This is a genomic window from Luteimonas sp. Soil_C_16, from assembly GCF_057657295.1.
The window spans coordinates 122224-141505 of record NZ_JBDGIS010000004.1 but is presented as its reverse complement, the minus strand read 5'-3'; the positions used below and the strand labels follow the sequence as shown (position 1 = coordinate 141505).

Sequence of the window (19282 nt, the reverse complement as noted above, 5' to 3'; positions counted from 1 at the left end):
CCTCATGCGCCGTTGCGCAGCGTGGCGATGCGCGCGCGCCATTGACGCGCGTTCGCGGTGATGGCGTCGAGATCGAAACCGACGAGGGTGCGCGACTGCAGCTTGGGCTGGCCGGCGATCCACACGTCGCCGACCTGGTGGCGGCCGGTCGCGTAGACCAGTTGCGAGACCACGTGATGCAGCGGCTGGGTCTCGATCGGCGACAGATCGACGCAGATCAGGTCGGCCTGCTTGCCCGGCTCGATCGATCCGATGCGGTCGCCGAAGCCGACCGCCTTCGCGCCGCCCAGCGTCGCCGCGCGCAGCGCGGTGAACGCATCGAATCCCGCGGCGTCATTGGCGACTGCCTTGGCCAGGATCGCCGCGGTGCGGGTCTCGCCGAACATGTCGAGATCGTTGTTGCTGGCCACGCCGTCGGTGCCGATCGCGAGGTTCACGCCTGCACGTTCCAGCGCACACGCCGGGCAGAAGCCGGAGGCCAGCTTGAGATTGGATTCCGGGCAGTGCACGACGCTGACGCCGCGTTCGGCGCACAGGTGGATCTCGGCCTCGGTCAGCTGGGTCATGTGCACCGCGATCAGGCGGTCGTTGACCAGACCGAGGCGATCGAGCCGCGCGATCGGCCGCTGGCCGTACTGCTCGACCGACTGCTGCACTTCCTGCGCGGTCTCGTGCAGATGCAGATGCACCGGCAGATCGAGCTGGTCGGCGAGCATGCGCACGCGCTCGAAGTTCGCATCGTTGACCGTGTACGGCGCGTGCGGCGCGAACGCCATCGAGATCAGCGGATCATCGCGCCACTGGTCGTGCACTTCGCCGGCACGTTCGAAATACTCGTCGTCGCTGGACGCCCATGCGGTCGGAAAGTCGATGACCGGCAGACCGACCCGCGCACGGAAGCCGTGACGCTTGTAGACCGCGGCCTGCACGTCGGGGAAGAAGTAGTTCTCGTTGACGCAGGTGGTGCCGCCGCGAATCATCTCGGCCAGCGCCAAAGTCACGCCGTCGGCGACGAACTCCGGACCGATCACCGCGCCTTCGATCGGCCAGATGTGCTCCTGCAGCCAGACCTTCAGCGGCAGATCGTCGGCGATGCCGCGCAACAGTGTCATCGGGTTGTGGGTGTGTGCGTTGACCAGACCGGGCAGCAACGCCGAGTTGGGCCGCGACACCGTCTCGGCCGGTGCGAAACGCTGCCGCGCTTCGGCGATCGGCAACACCGCGACGATGACGCCGCGATGCACCGCGACCGCGTGGTCGTCGAGCACCACCGCGTGCGGTTCGACCGGCACCACGTGCGCGGCTTCGATCAACAGGTCGATGGATTGCGGGGTCGCGTCGTGCATGCTCATTCGTCCTCGGGGGCCTGGGTCCAGAAGAACCCGTTCTCCAGCACGCGCGTGTCGTAGCGCGTGCCGTCGTAACGCACGACGCGGCTGTCGCGACGGCGCACGGTCTGTTCCGCATCGGTGGTCGCGGCGCTTTCGATACGCGCCACATTGGCGGTCACGCGCAGATCGGCGAAACCGTTGTGGGCGTTCCGCTCCACGCCGATGGTGAACGCCGCTTCCTCGGTCACCAGCCGCTGGCCCTGCGCCCAGCTGCAGGGCTCGCCTTCCACCCGCGCCCAGAAGTCGGTGTAAGTACTGAACACCGGTCGGAGCGCATCACCTTCGCGCACGTACAGCGTGAGTTCGTCGTTGACGCGGCCGTCCGGACAACTCGGACCCGGCGCGGAACTGCGCACCTTCACGCCGAACGCGCGCACGCCCTTGGAGAGGTCGTAGCGCGCGGTGTCGAGCATCAGTCCGTCCTCGAGCAGCGCGAATGCCGCGTCCTCGGTGAGGTCGGCTTCGTGCACGGCAAGGATGTCGGCCTCCTGCGCACCGAGCACCGCGACCACCAGACGCAGCACGCGCCCGTCTCCGTCGGATGCGGGCAAGGGATACGCCACCGCCGCGAGCGCGAGCGATTCGTCGTAAGGCCAGACCTTGCAGGCCTCGGCCACCAGCGGCACGTCGTCGCCCGCCGGCAGCAGCGACGCTTGGGTCAATGCATACAGGGTCTGCAGCGGACAGGCGTCCTTCGCAGACGCCATGCCCGACGCGCCCGCAGCCGCAAGCAGCAGCGCGACGGCCGCGAGGCGCCGGCGCAACCGCTTCGAGGTGCCTTCAACGGTTCGCATGGGCACTGGGTCTCCGCCTGCGCGGGGATGATGGATCCGCGACGCAGATCGCTTCGCGATTTCGCTGGAAACGAGCATGGAAGCTGGATCCCCGCCTGCGCGGGGATGATGGATCCGCGACGCAGATCGCTTCGCGATTTCGCTGGAAACGAACACGGAAGCTGGATCCCCGCCTGCGCGGGGATGATTGATCCGCGACGCAAATCGCTTCGCGATTTCGCTGCCGATCAATCACTTCACCCGGCTGACGTACTCGCCCGAACGGGTGTCGACCTTGATGACTTCTTCCTGGCCGACGAACAGCGGCACACGCACCACGGCGCCCGTTTCCAGCGTCGCCGGCTTGCCGCCGCCGCCCGAGGTATCGCCGCGCACGCCCGGGTCGGTCTCGGTGATCTGCAGTTCGACGAAGTTCGGCGGGGTCACCTGGATCGGCGTGCCGTTCCACAGCGTCACCACGCACTCTTCTTCGCCCTTGAGCCACTTCTCGGCGCCGCCCATGCCCGACTTGTCGGCCTGGACCTGCTCGAAGGACTCAGGATTCATGAAGTGCCAGTACTCGCCGTCGCTGTAGAGGTACTGCATGTCCGTGTCCATGACGTCGGCCACTTCCACCGAGTCGGTCGCCTTCATCGTCAGTTCGACGACGCGGCCCGACTTGATGTTGCGGTACTTCATGCGCGTGAACGCCTGGCCCTTGCCCGGCTTCACGTATTCGGTGTCGATGATGACGCAAGGCTCACCGTTGACCAGGATCTTCTGGCCGTTCTTGACGTCGTTCATGCCATAACTGGCCATCTCTCGCTCCTGCTGGGCCGGGTGCGCCGGCGGCTACAATGTTGGGTTCCCGGGCCGCGACTCGCGCGGACGGCTCTACGGATTCAATCGCACATGATACCCGCAGCCCCCCTCACGATGCAGCCGCGGCGCTGGCAGCAGGCCTGGCGCGAGGCCGTGCGGGAGCCCCGCGAACTGCTCGCCCTGCTCGGCCTGCGCGAGGCCGCGCTGGGCGTGTCCGACGCCGCTGCCGCGCAGTTCCCGTTGCGGGTGCCGCGCAGCTTCGTCGCGCGTATGCGCCCCGGCGATCCGCACGACCCGCTCCTGCGCCAGGTGCTGCCGCTCGACGACGAAATGCGCCTGGTCCCGGGTTTCGGTCTGGACGCGGTCGGTGACGGCGCCGCAAAGGCCGGCCACGGGGTGATCCATAAATATGAGGGTCGCGCCCTGCTGGTCACGACCGGCAGCTGCGCGGTGCATTGCCGCTACTGCTTCCGTCGGCATTTTCCGTATGCCGAGGAAACCGCGGCTGCGAACGGCTGGCGCGAGGCGATCGCAGCAGTCCAGGCCGACCCGAGCATCGAGGAAGTGCTGCTGTCGGGCGGCGATCCGCTGTCGCTGGCCACTCCAAAGCTTGTCGAACTCACCGATGCCCTGCGTGCGATCCCGCACGTGCGCCGTCTGCGCATCCACACCCGCCTGCCGATCGTGCTGCCCGAACGCGTCGACGCCGAACTGTGCGACTGGCTGGCGTCCTTGCCGTGGCCGGTCGCGATCGTGGTCCACGCCAACCACGCCAACGAGTTCGATGCCGACGTCGACGCGGCGATGCGCGCGTTGCGCGACACCGGCGCGGTGCTGATGAACCAGGCGGTGCTGCTGCGCGGCGTCAACGACGATGTCGACGCGCTCGCCGCGCTCGGCGAACGCGGATTCGCCGCCGGCGTGCTGCCCTATTACCTGCACCAGCTCGATCGCGTCGCCGGCGCGGCGCATTTCGAGGTCGACGACGCCACCGCGCTCGCCCTGCACGCGGCGCTCGTCGCCCGCCAGTCCGGATATCTGGTCCCGCGTCTTGTGCGCGAGGTCGCAGGTGACGCGTCCAAGCGTCCGATGACCGGTCATGGCGATGGACGGATCCCCCCCTCCGTGGCATAAGGCGGTCTGCCCTGGAGACCCGAATGTCGACACGAGCCGACACTGCGCTGCGCCTTCTGATCGTCGACGACCGCGTCGAGGATGCCGAGGCGCTCGCCAGCGGATTGCGCAATGCCGGCATCGCGGTGCGTCCCCTGCGGCCTGAATCCGACGACGATCTGGGCCGCATCATCGGCAGCCAGTCGCCCGACGTGGTCATCGCCGCGCGCACTTCGACCGTGCTGCCGTTCGCGCAGGTCATGCAGCGCATCGCCGACAGCGGCCGTGACCTGCCGGTCATCGCCCTGGTCGACACGCTGGTTGAAGCGGACTACATCGACGCGATCCAGTCCGGCGCCCGCGCCGTCGCCCTGCGCCATGCACCGCAGCAGCTGCTGGCCTGCGTGCGCGAAGCCTGGGCCGATCGCGACGCGCGTCGTGGCCTGCGCCGCCTCGAAGCGCGCGTGCGCGAGACCGAGCGCCGCTGCGACGCGCTGATCGATTCCTCGCGCGACCCGATCGCCTACATCCACGAAGGCATGCACATCCGCGCCAACGCGGCGTATCTGGAGATGTTCGGCTACGAGAGCTTCGAGGATGTGGAAGGCATCTCGCTGCTGGACATGGTCGCGCCGCAGCACGTGGAAGCGTTCAAGGCACTGCTGAAATCGTTGAGCAAGGGCGAGCCGCCACCGCCACGCCACGAGATCGAAGCGCGCGATGTCGACGGCAATGCGTTTCCCGCCTCGATGGAGTTCGCCACCGCACAGTACGAAGGCGAACCCTGCCTGCAGGTCGTGTTCCGCCGCCGCGAGGAACTCGATGCCGACCTCGTGCTCGAACTCGAGGAGTTGCGTCACCGCGACCAGGTCACCGGCCTGCTGAACCGCCCGACCTTCCTGCGCGCGATCGAAGACGCGGTCGACGATGCCGCGCAGTCCGATGGCCAGTACGGCTTCCTGATGCTCGAACCCGATCACCACCAGCAGCTGCTGGCCGACATCGGTCTCGATCACGCCGACGACCTCCTGGCCGCGGCAGCCGCACATCTGCGGACGCTGGTCGGCAACGACGCCACGGTCGCCCGCTACGCCGGCCACACGCTCGCGATCCTGCTGCGCGGCCACGATTACCACGCCACCTCCGCGACCGCCGAGCGCATCCGCGCAGGCTTCGCCGATCATGTGTTCGAGGTCGGCGAACGCTCCAGCGTCATCACCGTCAGCATCGGCGGCGTGCAGGTGGGCGAGAAGATCGCCAATGTCGCCCAGGTGCTCGCGCGTGCGACGACGGCGCTGGAATCGGCATCCGGCACCGGCGGCAACCGCTGCGAAGTGTTCGACCCGAGTGCGGTCGACCGCGTCGAGGAAGAACGCATCCAGGCCTGGGTGGCGCGCCTGCGCGGCGCACTCGACGACGACGGCTTCGTGCTGCATTACCAGCCGGTCATCAATCTGCAGGGCGACAACGCCGCGGTCTACGACGTGCTGTTGCGCCTGGACGGCGGCGACGGCGAACTAATCGCGCCCGGCACCTTCCTGCAGATCGCCGAAGACAACGGCATGCTCGGCGAGATCGACCGCCACGTCGCCGCACGCGCGATCGCGGCGATCGGCCAGCGCCTGCGCGCCGGCCATCCGACGACGCTGCTGGTCAAGGTCAGCCAGGCCTCGCTCGACGGCGACGCGTTCGCGGATTTCGTCGGCGAACAGCTCGCAGAACATCAGGTGCCCGGCGAATACCTCGTGCTGCAGCTGCCCGAGGCCAAGGTGTTCACGCATCTCAAGGCGACCCAGGCTTTCGCCGCGCGCATCGCCCGCTTCGATGGCCGCTTCGCGCTCGAACAGTTCGGCGTGGGTCTGGATTCGTTCCAGCTGCTGAGCCATCTGCAGCCGCATCTGCTCAAGCTCGATCGCAGCTTCACCGACGATCTGCCGAACACCAGCGAGAACCAGGCGCGCATCGGCGAGATCGCGCGGCGGGCGCGTCAGGTCGGCATCCGCACGATCGCCGAGTTCGTGCAGGACGCGGCCAGCATGTCGATCCTGTTCGGCGCCGACATCGACTACGTGCAGGGCAACTTCCTGGCCGCCGCCAGTCCCGGCATGCAGTACGACTTCGAGTGATGCGCACGCGGCGCCGCCGGGCGCCGCAACTCACTGCAGGACCGGCGTCCAAGTCAGGCTGGTTATCCGCCAGACGCCGTCGCGCAGCCGCCAGCCGCTTTCGATCCGCCACGCCTGCGCACTGTCGGGCAGCAGCGCACTGCCTTCACCACCGGTCAGCGCGGCGCGCGTCCGCACCCTCGCGCGATCCTCGCCCTGCAAGGTCACGTCCACCGGTCCGGTCAGCACGCCGATGCGCTGGTGCCGCAGCATCAGCACCGCCGCCATCTGCCGCGCGGCGCGCCGGTCCATGTTCTGCGGGCCGATGAAATCCTCGTCGAGCACGTCCGCGACATCCGACGCGCTGCGGTGTTCGATCGCCGTCTCCAACGCCACGACCTGCGCACGGATCGAGTCTTCGGGCGCCTCACGACTGCAGGCGGTGAGCGCTAGTGCGCACGTCAACGCCAGTGCGTATGCCCGACGCGTCCACCCTGCCCTGCCGCGCGTATCCCGCATGTTTCAAACCCCGTGCTTCGTCCAAGGAATGCGCATCGATCGGCACGCAACCTGCGCGATCTACGCCGCGTCGCGCCTTGCCTCCCCCTAGAGCCTATGCTCCAATCGAGCGAATTGCACAGGTACGGTCACCAGTTCGAGTGACGGCCTTCAATCAGGGAGAGGATTGCATGACCGATCAACGTCCGTGGCTGGCGAACTATCCCGCAGGCGTGCCTGCGGAAATCGATCCCGGGCAGTACCGCTCGGTGCCGGCGGTTCTGGACGAAGCCATCGCGAAGTTCCGCGACCGGCCCGCGTTCTCGAACATGGGACAGACGATCACCTACGGCGAACTCGATGCGCGCAGCCGCGACTTCGCCGCCTATCTGCTCGGTGAGCTCAAGCTCAAGAAGGGCGATCGCGTCGCGATCATGATGCCCAACTGCCTGCAGTATCCGATCGCGACGTTCGGCATCCTGCGCGCGGGCCTGACGGTGGTGAACACCAACCCGATGTACACGCCGCGCGAGCTGCGCCACCAGCTGGTCGACTCCGGCGCCGCCGCCGTGCTGGTGATGGACAACTTCGGCAAGACCGTGCAGGACGTGCTGGCCGATACCCAGGTCAAGCAGGTCATCACCACGGGCCTGGGTGACCTGCTGGGCTTTCCGAAGGGCGCGATCGTCAACTTCGTGCTCAAGCACGTCAAGAAGATGGTGCCCGACTACGCGATCCGCGGCGCGGTGCGATTCCGCGATGCGATCGCGGCCGGCGCGAAGCACCAACTGCCGGAGGTCTCGATCACCCACGACGACATCGCGTTCCTGCAGTACACCGGCGGCACCACCGGCGTGGCCAAGGGCGCGATGCTCACGCACCGCAATCTCGTCGCGAACATGCAGCAGGCCTCGGCGTGGATCGGACCACTGGCGCGCGAAGGCCAGGAAACGATCATCACCGCGTTGCCGCTGTATCACATCTTCGCGCTGACGGCGAACGGGCTGGTCTTCATGCGTCTGGGCGCGAAGAACATCCTGATCACCAATCCGCGCGACATGCCGGGCTTCGTCAAGGAACTCAAGCGCGAACCCTTCACCGCGATCACCGGCGTCAACACGCTGTTCAACGGCCTGCTCAACACGCCCGGTTTTTCCGACATCGATTTCAGCCCGCTGCGGCTCACCCTCGGTGGCGGCATGGCCGTGCAGCGTTCGGTCGCCGAACGCTGGAAGCAGACCACCGGCGTCACGCTGGTCGAAGCCTACGGCCTGACCGAGACCTCGCCCGCGGCCTGCATCAATCCGATGGATCTGGCCGAGTACAACGGTGCGATCGGTCTGCCAGTGCCGTCGACCGAAGCCTGCATCAAGGGCGAAGACGGCGCGCAGTTGCCGGCGGGGGAAGTCGGCGAGCTGTGCATCCGCGGCCCGCAGGTGATGAAGGGCTACTGGCAACGCGCCGAGGACACCGCCGAGGCGATCGACGCCGACGGCTGGCTGCACACCGGCGACATGGCGAAGATGGACGACAAGGGTTTCTTCTTCATCGTCGATCGCAAGAAGGACATGATCCTCGTGTCCGGCTTCAACGTGTATCCGAACGAAGTCGAAGACGTCATCGCGATGATGCCCGGCGTGCTCGAAGTCGCCGCGATCGGCGTGCCGGATGACAAGTCTGGCGAAGCGGTGAAGGTCGTCATCGTGCGCAAGGATCCGTCGCTGACCGCCGAGCAGGTGAAAGCGCATGCGCGCGAACATCTCACCGGCTACAAGCATCCGCGCATCGTCGAGTTCCGCACCGAGCTGCCCAAGACGAATGTCGGCAAGATCCTGCGCCGAGAACTGCGGGACGAGGCTCCGAAAGCGTGACGCAGTTCCCAAATCCGAGTGACGGATTTGGCATTCAGCATTTAGATCATTGAAATCCTTGCCCTTTTCGCCCGATGCGCGCATAGAAGCGCGCATCGGGCGAAAACTTTTATCGGGACCGCCTGCCGGGCGCCCGACCGGCGGGAAGTCCGCTTCAGGGGATTTTCAATGCACAACGTCGAGCTGCTGCACGGTGACGCAACCGCCGCACTGTCCACCATCCGTATCGAACATGACGCGTCCAATGATTCGCATTGGTGCTTCATGCATGCGCAGCAGGCGTTCTCCGATCCCACCTATCGGGCCTGCTTCTCTCCCGCGCTGCTGCGCGAACTACGCCTGTTCGCGCAGCAGACGATCGACCGCATCTCGAGCCGCGCGCAGGCCGAGCCCGCGCACGTCTCGCACATCGTGCTCGGCGCCGACAGCCACGTGTTCAATCTGGGCGGCGATCTCAAGCTGTTCGCATCGCTGATCCGCGATCGCAACCGCGATGGCCTGCTGCGCTACGCGACCGAATGCGTCGACAACATCCACCTGCTGCACACGCGCCTGCATCGCAACGCGCACACGGTGGCGCTGGTCGAAGGCGACGCACTGGGCGGCGGTTTCGAACTCGCGCTCGCCTGCCAGACCATCGTCGCCGAGAGCGGTGTGCAGATGGGCTTCCCCGAAGTGCTGTTCGGCCTGTTCCCGGGCATGGGCGCCTACTCGCTGCTCGCGCAGAAGGTCAGCCCGAAGGTCGCCGAGGAGATGATGCTCAACGGCGTGATGTACAGCAGCGACGAACTCCACAAGATGGGGATCGTCGACGTGCTGGTGCCCAAGGGCGAAGGCACGCGCGCGGTGCACGAGGTGATCCGTCAGAACCGCCGCATCGCCGCCGCACGCTTGGCGCTGCACGACGTACGCGAAGGTGCACATCCGGTGACCCACGAAGAACTGATGCGCATCACCCGGATCTGGGTCGACACCGCGCTGCAGCTCGGCGATCGCCAATTGCGCACGATGGAACGTCTGGTGCGCGCGCAGCTGCGCCGGCCGGACGCGGTGAACGAAGACCAGACCGCCGACGTCGGCTGATGGTCTGACGCGAGGCCCGGGTCAGGCTTTCTCGGACCCGGGCATGCCGGCCCGCGGCAGGTCGCCGCGATCGCGCAACGCAACCAGTGCCTGGTCGAGCTGCTGGCCCAGCGTCTGCAGCAGGCCGCTCCATTCCTTGAGCAACTGCTCCGAACGCATGCCCATGCCGGTCGACGCGGTGTCGGCCAGGCGCACGGCGCCCATGTTGCCGGCCGCGCCTTTCAGTGCGTGGCAGGCATCGCGCGCCGCATCCCAGTTGCCCACACGCGCTGCTTCCTCGAAATCGACGAGGCACTTGCGCGCGTCGCGGGAACATTCGCCGAGGAATCGCTGCACGAACTGTTCGCCCAGCCCCATCTCGCGCAGCTCGTCGAGGATGTGTTGCGAGATCACGCTGCCGTCGGCCTCGCGTGCGACGACCTTCGGCGCTGCCGGTGCCACCGGTGCGGCCGTGGTGCCCAGTGCGATCTCGGCCAGTTTCTCGAGCATGCGCTCGATGACGATCGGCTTGGTCAGATAGACCATCGCGCCGGCGCGCATGCAGGCCTCGCGCGCTTCGGCGGTCGCATCGGCGGTGAGCACGATGAAGGGTGTGCGGCGTCCGCTGCCCGCCTCCATGAAACGCGTCTGCCGGATGATGTCCAGGCCATCGGCGCCGGGCATGTGCAGGTCGGTGATCACCGCGTCGAAGGTCTGCGCTTCGAGCGCCATCAGCACGTCGTCGCCATCGTCGACGATGTGCGGGCGGTGGCCGGCCTTTTCGAGCAGGCGACGCAGCACCATGCGGTTGGCCGGCTGGTCGTCGGCGACGAGGATGCGCATCGGCTCGACGCGCGCGCGATGCCGCACGAACGGATCGTCGAACGGAATGACATTGCTGACCGAGGCCGGGGCCGCATCGTCGCGTTCGACCACGCCCAGCGGAATCTCGATCCAGAAGTGCGAGCCTTCGCCCAGACGGCTCTCCACGTGGATCTGCCCGCCCATCTGCTCGGTCAGACCCTTGGCGATCGTCGTGCCGAGGCCGGTGCCGCCGAAGCGACGGCCCAGACCGGTTTCGACCTGTTCGAACGCATCGAAGATGCCGGTCAGCGCCTCGGGCGGCATGCCGATGCCGGTGTCGCGCACCGAGAACCGCAGCTGCACGCGCGCCGGTGCCTGCTCGCCGGCCACCGTGTCGATCGACAGCGTGACCTTGCCCTGCTCGGTGAACTTGATCGCGTTCGACAGCAGGTTCACCAGCACCTGGCGCAGCTGGTTGCTGTCGCCGTGCAGCAGGGTCGGCACGCCGTCGGCCACCTTGGCCTCGAACTGCAGGCCCTTGGCGTGCGCGCTCGGCATCAGCATGACCTGGATGCCGCGCACCAGTTCCGGCAGCGAGAAGTCGGCGTGGCTGCTGCGGAACTTGCCGGCCTCGATCTTGAAGATGTCGAGCACGTCGTCGACCAGCACCTGCAGCGCCTTGGCCGAGGTCTGGATCACGTGCGCGCTGTCGCGCTGCTCGGCGGTGAGCGGTGTGGTCACCAGCAGATCGGACATGCCGATGATGCCGTTGAGCGGCGTGCGGAACTCATGGCTCATGTTGGCCAGGAAGCGGCTCTTGGCCTCGCTGGCGGCCTTGGCCGCGCGCGTGGCCTCGGTGAGCGCCCGCAGCAGCGAACTCAGATACAGCGGCACGGCGACCAGACCGACCAGCAGGCCGAGCGCCAGCGACATGTTCTGCTGCCAGTACGGCGTGATCGCGATCGCGGTGCCGAAGGTGACGACCGCGAAGCCGATCGCGGCATAGAGATAACGCGGACCGAAGCGCAGGCCGTTGCCGACGGTGACCCACATGATCACCACGTACAGCCACGCCAGCAGATCGCCGAGCAGGAACAGGCCCACGCCCATCAGGCTGTAGTCGGCCACCATGCCCAGGACGCGGCGCGGATGCGAGACGCCCGGACGCCACAGCAGCCACACGAAGATGCCGAGCGCGACCGCATATTCGATCGCGAGATAGGCTTCCGACAGCCACAGCGCGCGCGCGACTTCGGGCTTGCCGCCGACGAACAGCTGCAGATAGGCGTAGATGACCACCAGCATCACCAGGCGCACGGTGGCCTGGCCGTGTTCGCTGTCGTGGCGGTCGGACAGACGCGCGCGCAACCAGCCGAAGGCGGCGTTCATCGCGGACAACTTACTGCAACGGCCCGACGGGCCGTCCGCCGAACTGGGCGCAGATGTGCTGCAGGCGCGGCACGTTCGACAGCATCGCCTCGACGCAGCGCGGGTCGAAGTGGCGGCCGCTGTTCTCGCCGATGTAGGCCAGCGCTTCCTCGATCGACCAGGCGCGCTTGTACGGACGCTTGGACATCAGCGCGTCGAACACGTCGGCGATCGCGACGATCCGCGCTTCGAGCGGAATTTGTTCGCCGGCCAGACCGTCGGGATAGCCGGTGCCGTCGAAGCGTTCCTGGTGGCGCAGCGCGATCAAGGCGCTGAGCTGGATGAAGCGGTTCTGGCTGTTGCTCAGCAGTTCGTAGCCGATCTGCGGATGCTGGCGCATCTCCAGCGTTTCCTCGGCCGTCAGCGGGCCGGGCTTCATCAGGATGGCGTCGGGAATCGCGATCTTGCCAATGTCGTGCAGCGGCGCGGCGAGTTCGATCATCCGCACCTCGTCTTCGAACAGACCCATCGCTTCGGCGACCATGCCGGCCACCGCGGCGACGCGTTCGAGATTGGCGCTGGTGCTGGCATCGCGATACGCGATCGCGCGCGCCAGCCGGGTCAGGGTCTCGCGTTCGCGCTCCTCGACCTCGTGCATGCTCTTGAGCAGGCGTTGCTCCAGCGACAGCGCACGCTGCTTCACTGATTCGGACTGCTGGCGCAGTTGCAGGAGATTGCGGCAGCGTGCGCGCAGTTCGCGCGGACGCACCGGCTTGACCAGGAAATCGATGACGCCTGCTTCCAGCGCGGCCTGGCGGATCGGCTCGTCGCCGACCACGGTGACCAGCACGATCGGCACGTCGCGGTGCATCAGCGGACGGCGGAAGCGACGCGCGAACTCCAAACCGTCGACAACCGGCATGCGGTAGTCGAGCAGCAACAGGTCGGGGCGGTGATCGTCGCACCAGCGCAGCGCGTGCTCAGGGTCTCCGAAGTCGAAGACTTCGAGCTCCGGGCTGATGTCCTCGAGGATATGCCGCAGCATCGTCCGCGCGGACGTCTGATCATCGACGATGACGATGTTCATGCTGTTGGCCTCCTCACGGCTTCCCCTGACCCGCATCATCGCGGGCCATCTCCCTCAGAAGCAAGTCCCGCGCCAGCGTCGGGTAGAAACCTGACACGTCTGGCGAGGCTCGCCCGATGGTGGAACGACCGGAGCAGCTGCCGCCGGACGGCAGCAACTGACCTCAGGCGTCGGCCTGCGGGCGCATGTAGGGGAACAGCAGCACGTCGCGGATCGACGAGGAGCCGGTGAGCAGCATCACCAGACGGTCGATGCCGATGCCCAGGCCACCGGTCGGCGGCAGGCCGACCTCGAGCGCACGGATGTAGTCGGCGTCGTAGTGCATGGCCTCGTCGTCGCCGCCATCGCGGGCGTCGACCTGGGCGCGGAAGCGCGTGGCCTGGTCTTCGGGATCGTTGAGCTCGGAAAAGCCGTTGGCGATTTCCTTGCCGCCGATGAACAGCTCGAAGCGGTCGGTGATGCCCGTTTCGCTGTCGGACTCGCGCGCCAGCGGCGAGACTTCGACCGGGTAATGGGTGATGAAGGTCGGCTGGATCAGCCCGGTCTCGACGGTCTTCTCGAAGATCTCCAGCAGCAGCTTGCCCCAGCCGTAGCCGGCCTTGACGTGCACGCCCAGACGCGCGCAATGCGCGGCCAGCGCTTCGCGGTCGCGGCAGTCGGCGACGGAAATCTCCGGATTGAGTTCGCGCACGGCTTCTTCGAGCTTCCAGCGACGGAACGCCGGACCGACGTCGATCGCGTTGCCATCCCACTCCAGCGCCGTGGTGCCGACCGCCTGCACCGCCACGTCGCGGATGAGGGTCTCGGTCAGGTCCATGACCTCTTCGTATGCGACGTAGGCCTCGTAGAGTTCGAGCATCGTGAACTCGGGGTTGTGCCGGGTCGACACGCCCTCGTTGCGGAAATTGCGGTTGATCTCGTAGACGCGTTCGAAGCCGCCGACGACCAGACGCTTGAGATAGAGCTCCGGCGCGACGCGCAGGAACAGGTCGAGATCCAGCGCGTTGTGATGCGTGGTGAACGGCTTGGCCGCAGCGCCGCCGGCGATGTAATGCATCATCGGCGTCTCGACTTCGAGGAAGTCGCGGGTGTCGAGCCACTGGCGGATCGCACCGATGATGCGCGAGCGCTTGACGAACACCGCGCGCGCATCGGGCGAGACGATCAGGTCCACGTAGCGCTGGCGATACCGCTGCTCCACGTCGCTCAGGCCATGCCACTTGTCCGGCAGCGGGCGCAGCGACTTGGTCAGCAGGCGCAGCGACGCGGCCTTGACCGACAGTTCGCCGGTCTTCGTGCGCATCAGCGTGCCTTCGGCCGCGACAATGTCGCCGACGTCCCAGCTCTTGAACGCGTCGTAGCGCTCGCCGAGCGTCGCCGACTGCAGGAACAGCTGGATGCGGCCGCTGACGTCCTGGACCGTCGCGAACGCGGCCTTGCCCATGATCCGCTTGGCCATCAGGCGGCCGGCGACGGCGACCTGCACGCCCTCGGCCTCCAGCGCTTCGCCGGTCCAGCGCTCGGCATCGCCGTGCGAGTCCTGCAGCGCACCGGCCTCGTCGCGGCGACGGAAGTCGTTCGGGAACGCCACGCCCTGCCCGCGCAGCGCGGCCAGTTTGGCGCGACGCTCGGCGATCAGGGCGTTCTCGTCGGCGGGCGTCTGCGGTGCGGGGGCGTCGGTCATGGGTGTGCTTCGTTCGGATGCGAGGGGAGAATCACGCGCGACCGGAGCGGCTGGTCGCGCGGTGCCGACGCGGCGCGTCGGCGGATGGATCGATCAGACGGCGTCGGTCCGTTTGGAACCCGCCGCGAGACCCGACTTGAGGCTGGCCTCGACAAATTCGTCGAGATCGCCGTCGAGCACCTTCTGCGTGTCGCTGCGCTCCACGCCCGTGCGCAGATCCTTGATGCGGCTCTGGTCGAGCACGTAGTTGCGGATCTGGCTGCCCCAGCCGATATCGGACTTGGTGGCTTCCAGCGCGTCCTTCTCGACGTTGCGCTTCTGCACTTCCAGCTCGTAGAGCTTGGCGGCCAGCATCTTCATCGCGGTGTCGCGGTTCTGGTGCTGGCTGCGGCCGGTCTGGCAGGCGACGACGGTGTTGGTCGGGATGTGCGTGATGCGCACCGCCGATTCGGTCTTGTTGACGTGCTGGCCACCGGCGCCGGACGAGCGGTACACGTCGGTGCGCAGGTCGGCCGGGTTGATGTCGATCTCGATGTTGTCGTCGACTTCCGGCGACACGAACACCGAGGTGAAGCTGGTATGCCGGCGGTTGTCGGAATCGAACGGCGACTTGCGCACCAGGCGGTGCACGCCGATCTCGGTCTTCAGCCAGCCGTACGCGAACTCGCCCTCGACGCGCACGGTCGCCGACTTGATGCCCGCGACTTCGCCGCCGGACACTTCCATCAGCTCGGTCTTCCAGCCTCGGGCCTCGGCCCAGCGCAGATACATGCGCAGCATCATCTCGGCCCAGTCCTGGGCCTCGGTGCCGCCGGCGCCGGCCTGGATGTCGACGAAGCAGTTCGCCGAATCGAGCTCGCCGGAGAACATGCGCTGGAATTCCAGCTTGTCGACCTCGGCCGCGAACCCCTCGACGTCGTCGACGACCGCCTGCGCGGTGTCCTCGTCCTGTTCGGATTCGGCCAGTTCCAGCAGTTCGCTCGCGCCTTCCAGACCTTCGGTCAGATTGCGGATGCCGTTGACGGTCTTGTCGAGCGTCGAGCGCTCGCGTCCCAGCGCCTGTGCGCGCTCGGGATCGTTCCAGATGGTCGGGTCTTCGAGCTCGCGCTCGACTTCCTCTAGACGCTCGCGACGGGCGTCGTAGTCAAAGAAACCCCCTGAGCGCATCCAGCCGACCGCGAAGGTCGACGATGCGCTGGCGAACGGGATTGAGTTCAAGCATGGCCGATGACGTCCGGGGAAACCCGCGATTCTAGCAAGTCCGCCCCGCCGCGTCCCCGCAGACGGCACCGGGGGCGCCCGCTTTCCCGCTAGAATTCCGCCTGCCATTGGGGGCACTGGCAAGGGGATCGACCGGAATGACGATGCGCGACGCGCGCGGCTGGCTGCTGGCCGCCGCGATGACGGTGTTCGGGTGCACGCCCGCAGTGGCGGCGGCGCCCGATGCGGCGCCTGGCCACCCGCTGACGGCGCAGATCGAGCGCTGTTTCGATCTGCGCGAGAGCCGCCCGGCCGAAGCCATCGCGATCGCCCACGCCGCGTTGTCGAGCACCGATCTGCCCGCGCCCGAAGAGATCAAACTGCAGACCTGTCTGGCGCGCGCGTCCGCGCTGACCGGCGATGCGCTGACCGCGATCGATGCGGTGGACCGCGTCGAAAGCCTGCTCACCGCGTCGCCGCAGTCACCCGAGTTCGCGCTGCGGGCGCTGTCCAATGCCGGCGCGGCGCTCCAACTGGCGGGCGACGTGCCGCGCGCACTGGCGCTGTACACGCGCGCGTTTGAGGCCGCCGAGGCCGGCGACTCCGATATTGCCCAGATCAAGATGCTCAACAACGTGGGCAACATCCACAGCGAAGAGCTGGAAGCGTTCGACGACGCGGTCCGGATTTTCGCGCGTGCGCAGGCGATCGCCGACAAGGCCGGCCTGTCGGAGCCGATCCTGAGCTACAACCAGGGCCTGAACCATCTGCGCGCCGGACGCGAGGCCGATGCGCGCGATGCATTCGCCGTGGCGCTGCCGCAGGCGGAGGCGATCGCGCTGGGTGTGGTCGAGCAGCGTTCACGCGCCGAACTGGCCGCGCTCGACGCCACCGGCATCGAGGCGTTGCCGGCGCTGGCGCGCATCGCCGATGCGCAGCGCAGCGACGATCCGTCGGGCGCTGCGATCACCCTGATGCGCATGTCGCGCCTGGCGCTCGACGCCGGCCAGGCCGCGCAGGCACTGACGCATGCGCGCGACGCCGTCGGGATCGCGCGCGGCGGGGCGTTCCGCATCGAGTATCGCGACGCGATGCGCGCCGAAGTCGCGGCGCTGCGGGCGCTCGGACAGTACGAGGCCGCGCTCGACGTGCAGCAGACGCTGCGCGATGTCGAAGTGCGCGCGCTGCGCAGCCAGAACCTCGGCACGCTCGCCGGACTGCAGGCGCGGCTCGAAGACCGTCACAGTGCGAGCGAGCTCGCGCGGTTGCACGAACAGCGCCGCGTCGATGCCCTCACCCAGCAGCACGCACGCAAGCTGCGCAGCGCGGCGATCGCCGGGCTCGGCATCCTCGTCGTACTGATGCTCGCCTTCGCCTGGTACCAGCGCCGGGTGAACCGTCGCCTGTATCGCCTGAGTTCGGTCGACAGCCTCACCCGGCTGCTCAACCGCGGCGCCGCCACGCATGCGCTGCGCAACATGTCGAACGCCGCCAGCGGCGCTGCGCGGCAGGTGGTGTTCCTGCTCGATGTCGACTACTTCAAGCACAGCAACGACCAGCACGGCCACAGCACAGGCGATGCGATCCTCACCGAGATTGCGGCGCGGCTCGGCACCTGCTGTCGCCCCGGCGATCTGGTCGCGCGCTGGGGCGGCGAGGAATTCCTGGTCGCCTGCCCGGCCCTCGATCTGCGCGGGGCGAGCGACGTCGCCGAACGCCTGCGCGCAGTCGTCGCCAACACGCCCTTCGCCTTCGACGGCGGCCAGGCCGCGCTGTCGGTGTCGATCGGATTCGCGTGCTGGCCAACGGCGGCCGCGGCCGGCCTTGCCAGAAAGGAACGTTGGCGCGAGGCGGTGGATCTGGCCGATCGGGCGCTCTATGCCTCCAAGCGCGGCGGACGCGACGCGTGGACGGGACTGTGGTGCGATGGCGACGTGCTGGACGTCAAAGCGGTCCTGCGCGATCCGGAGGGCGCGATCGTCGCCGGCGACATCACCGCGGTCAGCAGCCGCATGCCGATCCAGTGGCGCAGCAGCGAACCCGGCAGCGCCGCGCCCGGCTGGCAGCCACGCGGCACGGCCGCGGACGGCGGTCGCGAACCACCGGCGCCGCGCTGAGCGGCACCGGTGGCGAACCCTCAGCGACGCTCGAGCGAGATGCGGTAGTTGCCGCCGGTGTCGCCGTCGATGGACGAGGCTTCGACGACATAGGTGCCCGACTCGAGCCGCTGCGCGATGCGCGCATTGAGCGCACCGCCGCCGTCGTCATCGGTCGCCACTTCCTGGCCGTCGCGGCTCAGACGCAGATAGCTGTCGACGTCGTCGGAGTTCATCGCGATCGCGTACTCGCCGGCGCTGCGGATGTTGATCGTCCAGCGGTCGGTCATGCCGGGCAGCAGGGTGGCCTCGGTCGGACGACCCGCCGCCAGCGTGCCGCCACCGACGTTGTCCGGTGCTTCACTGGCGGCGAACGCCAGCGTGTACAGACCCGCACCGGCCGACGCCGCATCGGCGCGCAACGTGTACGTGCCCGGCTCCAGCAGCATCGAGATGCGCGAATTGAGCCCGTCGCCGCCGTCGTCGTCGGTCTTCTCCACGCCGTTGCCGGCCAGATGCATCAGCGGATCGATCTCGTCGCTGCGCATGTCGATGCGCACGACGCGGCGCGCCGGCAACGAGAAGGTGTATGCGTGCGCGCTGCCTTCGTACAGGCCGGTCACGGTGCTGCCGACGGCCAGTTCGCCGCCTTCTCGCAGACCGCCTTCCGGCAGCGGACGCGCGGCGACGCGGATCTGGTACATGCCGTTGATGCGATCGCTGCCGTAGCCCTCGGCCGTCAGCGTGTAGGTGCCCGGCGCGAGGCGTGCGCTGATGCGCGCGTTGCTGCCGTCGCCGCCGTCGTCGTTGCTCAGCGCCACGCCGGGGCCGTCGAGCTTGAGCACCGAGTCGAAATCGTCGGACATCATGTCGATCGTGTAGAAGCCGGCCTCGTCGATCCGCAGCGGCAGCTGGCGCTTGGCATCGGTCCAGTCGCTGATCGCCGCGCCCACGCGCAGGGTCTCGCCGTTGTAGGCCTCGATCGCCGATGCCTGCAGCGTGAACGGGCCGTACGCACTGGCGTCGGCGCCGCTGACGGCGATGGTGTAGCTGCCGGCGCGCTTGGCGCGCACGACCAGCGAAGCGGACTCGTTGTTCGGGTTCGAGCTCGCGACCAGCTCGCCGCCGTGGAAGGCGGTGAGCTTGCCGCGCAATGCGCCTTCGAGCTTGAACGACGCCACCTGGCCTTCGCGCAGGTCGACGCGATAGAGCTGGCTGCGCGAGCCGTCCTGGTGGTTGAGGCTGGACCGGCTGGTGATCTCGCCCCGGCGCTCGGCGCCCAAGGTCACGGATTCGGCGGCATCACCCGGCGCGGCATGCACGACGAGGGGCGATGCGAGGGCCAGCGCAACGGCGAGGGCCAGCGTGTGGACAGTCTTCAAGAACGTCTCCCTGTACAGAAGTGGGC

At 67.8% G+C, this 19282-nt stretch carries 14 protein-coding genes; 5 read left to right on the top strand and 9 right to left on the bottom strand.

All coding sequences use genetic code 11. The features are described 5' to 3' along the window. Nucleotides 1-2: 2 nt before the first annotated feature. From AC3A5T_RS09295 to efp, 3 genes are all read right to left on the bottom strand, one after another. Nucleotides 3-1346 (bottom strand): TRZ/ATZ family hydrolase, encoded by a 1344-nt coding sequence (locus tag AC3A5T_RS09295; protein ID WP_487628321.1) that lies wholly within the window; start codon nt 1344-1346, stop codon nt 3-5. A gap of 2 nt (nt 1347-1348) precedes the next feature. Beyond that, a complete protein-coding gene (locus tag AC3A5T_RS09290; protein ID WP_487628320.1) occupies nt 1349-2185 on the bottom strand; it encodes a PA3715 family protein in 837 nt (278 codons plus the stop codon). 231 nt (nt 2186-2416) lie between these two features. Continuing rightward, on the bottom strand, nt 2417-2983 hold the full coding sequence (efp, locus tag AC3A5T_RS09285; protein ID WP_487628319.1) for an elongation factor P: 567 nt from the start codon (nt 2981-2983) through the stop codon (nt 2417-2419). A 93-nt stretch (nt 2984-3076) separates the two neighbouring features. On the opposite strand from efp, the gene epmB reads away from it, so the two are divergent. Together epmB and AC3A5T_RS09275 are read left to right on the top strand one after the other, a co-directional pair. Then, the gene (epmB, locus tag AC3A5T_RS09280; RefSeq protein ID WP_487628318.1) at nt 3077-4120 is read left to right on the top strand and encodes an EF-P beta-lysylation protein EpmB; all 1044 of its coding nucleotides are present in this window, start codon (nt 3077-3079) and stop codon (nt 4118-4120) included. A gap of 23 nt (nt 4121-4143) precedes the next feature. Next, on the top strand, nt 4144-6225 hold the full coding sequence (locus AC3A5T_RS09275) for a GGDEF/EAL domain-containing response regulator (RefSeq protein ID WP_487628317.1): 2082 nt from the start codon (nt 4144-4146) through the stop codon (nt 6223-6225). Between the two features lie 30 nt (nt 6226-6255). Here the strand turns inward: AC3A5T_RS09275 and AC3A5T_RS09270 are convergent, their stop codons facing one another. Beyond that, on the bottom strand, nt 6256-6669 hold the full coding sequence (locus AC3A5T_RS09270; RefSeq protein WP_487628316.1) for a nuclear transport factor 2 family protein: 414 nt from the start codon (nt 6667-6669) through the stop codon (nt 6256-6258). 224 nt (nt 6670-6893) lie between these two features. Here AC3A5T_RS09270 and AC3A5T_RS09265 point away from each other — a divergent pair, with 224 nt between their 5' ends. Together AC3A5T_RS09265 and AC3A5T_RS09260 are read left to right on the top strand one after the other, a co-directional pair. After that, nucleotides 6894-8573 carry a long-chain fatty acid--CoA ligase gene (locus AC3A5T_RS09265; RefSeq protein WP_487628315.1) on the top strand — a complete coding sequence of 560 codons (1680 nt, stop codon included), beginning with the start codon at nt 6894-6896 and terminating at the stop codon, nt 8571-8573. 168 nt (nt 8574-8741) lie between these two features. Next, nucleotides 8742-9656, top strand: coding sequence for a crotonase/enoyl-CoA hydratase family protein (locus AC3A5T_RS09260; protein ID WP_487628314.1), 915 nt, complete (start codon nt 8742-8744; stop codon nt 9654-9656). A 21-nt stretch (nt 9657-9677) separates the two neighbouring features. Here AC3A5T_RS09260 and AC3A5T_RS09255 read toward each other — a convergent pair whose 3' ends face one another. From AC3A5T_RS09255 to prfB, 4 genes are all read right to left on the bottom strand, one after another. Next, nucleotides 9678-11828, bottom strand: coding sequence for an ATP-binding protein (locus tag AC3A5T_RS09255; protein ID WP_487628313.1), 2151 nt, complete (start codon nt 11826-11828; stop codon nt 9678-9680). A gap of 10 nt (nt 11829-11838) precedes the next feature. Next, nucleotides 11839-12894: a response regulator gene (locus AC3A5T_RS09250; protein ID WP_232135414.1), complete on the bottom strand. Its 1056-nt coding sequence runs from the start codon at nt 12892-12894 to the stop codon at nt 11839-11841. Between the two features lie 163 nt (nt 12895-13057). After that, entirely contained in the window at nt 13058-14578 is a 1521-nt protein-coding gene (gene lysS, locus AC3A5T_RS09245) for a lysine--tRNA ligase (RefSeq protein WP_487628312.1), read from the bottom strand. 93 nt (nt 14579-14671) lie between these two features. Continuing rightward, a protein-coding gene (gene prfB, locus AC3A5T_RS09240; protein WP_332077196.1) for a peptide chain release factor 2 occupies nt 14672-15800 on the bottom strand; the annotation gives its coding sequence in 2 pieces (ribosomal slippage) (nt 14672-15724 and nt 15726-15800; 1128 coding nt in all). Nucleotides 15801-15942: 142 nt separating this feature from the next. Between prfB and AC3A5T_RS09235 the strand changes: the two genes are divergently transcribed. Next, nucleotides 15943-17895, top strand: coding sequence for a tetratricopeptide repeat-containing diguanylate cyclase (locus tag AC3A5T_RS09235; protein WP_487628311.1), 1953 nt, complete (start codon nt 15943-15945; stop codon nt 17893-17895). A gap of 20 nt (nt 17896-17915) precedes the next feature. Here the strand turns inward: AC3A5T_RS09235 and AC3A5T_RS09230 are convergent, their stop codons facing one another. Next, entirely contained in the window at nt 17916-19256 is a 1341-nt protein-coding gene (locus tag AC3A5T_RS09230; RefSeq protein WP_487628310.1) for a hypothetical protein, read from the bottom strand. Nucleotides 19257-19282: the final 26 nt, after the last annotated feature.